Origin of the sequence: Rhizobium aouanii (genome assembly GCF_037002925.1) — a bacterium.
GTDB classification, from domain to species: Bacteria; Pseudomonadota; Alphaproteobacteria; order Rhizobiales; family Rhizobiaceae; genus Rhizobium; species Rhizobium aouanii.
On sequence record NZ_JBAMYD010000049.1, the window covers coordinates 1 to 1,429 of the forward strand.

General features: G+C 68.2%; 1 protein-coding gene. It reads left to right on the plus strand.

What is annotated here, in order from left to right; genetic code table 11:
- The coding region (locus V8P77_RS34650) for a condensation domain-containing protein (protein WP_264400080.1) at window positions 1–1,429 on the plus strand (1,429 nt) is incomplete at both ends.

A 1,429-nucleotide genomic window follows, 5' to 3' on the forward strand; every position in this document is an offset into this window, starting at 1 on the left:
GCTCTCGAGCCGGCTGTCGCAGGCCGTTGGTGTGGAACTGCCGCTGTCGACGCTGTTCGCCAGGCCGGTGCTTGCCGACCTGGCGGCAAACATCGCCGAACAGTTGCGCCGCGCCGGTCCCAAAGACCTGCCGGCGATTGTCGCCGTGTCGCGTGACGAGCCGCTGGTGCTGTCGTTTGCGCAGCAGCGGCTGTGGTTCTTGGCGCAGCTGGACGAGGGCAGCACCAACTATCACATGCCGCTGGCCTTGCGGTTGCGGGGAGCGCTCGACCGCGTCGCCTGGCAGCGCAGCCTTGACCGTCTGTTTGCCCGTCACGAGGCGCTACGCAGTGTCTTTGTCGCACCGGAGGGCCAGCCCCGGGTCGAGGTGCTGCCGGCCGATGCCGGGCTGCCGGTGACAGAGCACGATCTGCAGGGGCTGCCGGATGCGGATGCCGTGCTTTCGAATCTGTGCCGTGACGAGGCGCGCACGCCGTTCGATCTGGCGCGCGGGCCGCTGATTCGCGCGCGTCTGATCCGGCTGGCGGATGAGGACCACGTCTTCCTGCTGACGCAACACCATATCGTCTCGGATGGCTGGTCGATGGGGGTGCTGATGCGTGAGCTCAGCAGCCTTTACCGGGCGTTTGTGGCCGGGCAGGACGACCCGCGGCCACCGCTGGCGATCCAGTATCCGGATTATGCCGCCTGGCAACGGCAATGGCTGTCGGGGGAACGGCTGCAGAGCCAGGCGCAGTATTGGCGCGACACCCTGTCCGGCGCCCCGGCCCGTCTTGCGCTGCCGACCGATCGGCCGCGGCCGCTCCAGCAGTCGTTTGCCGGGGCGAGCGTGCCGGTCGTCATCGATGCGGCTCTGACGGGCGGTCTGAAGCGGCTGAGCCGCAAGCATGGCACGACGCTTTTCATGACGGTGCTGGCGGCCTGGGCGGCGGTGCTGTCGCGCCTGTCAGGGCAGGACGACCTTGTCATCGGCGTGCCGAGCGCCAACCGCAGCCGGCGCGAGGTCGAGGAGTTGATCGGCTTCTTCGTCAACACCCTGGCGCTGCGGCTGGACCTGGCGGGCACGCCGAGCGTGTCGGAGCTTCTGGAGCGGACGCGGCGCACGGCGCTGGCCGCGCAGGAGCATCAGGACCTGCCGTTCGAGCAGGTGGTCGAGATCGTCAAGCCGCCGCGGGCCCTCGATCACACGCCGTTGTTCCAGGTGATGTTGGCCTGGCAGAACGAGACCGTCGGGTCAGTGGATCTGCCGGGGCTGCGGGTGGAGGTTGCCGGCGAGGGGCTCGATCAGGTCAAGTTCGATCTGGAGCTCAACCTTGGCGAAGATGGCGAGGAGATCGTCGGATCGCTGCACTATGCCACGGCGGTGTTCGACGAAGCGACGATCGAGCGGCAGCGCGGCTATCTGCTGGCATTGCTGCGGGCGATGGTT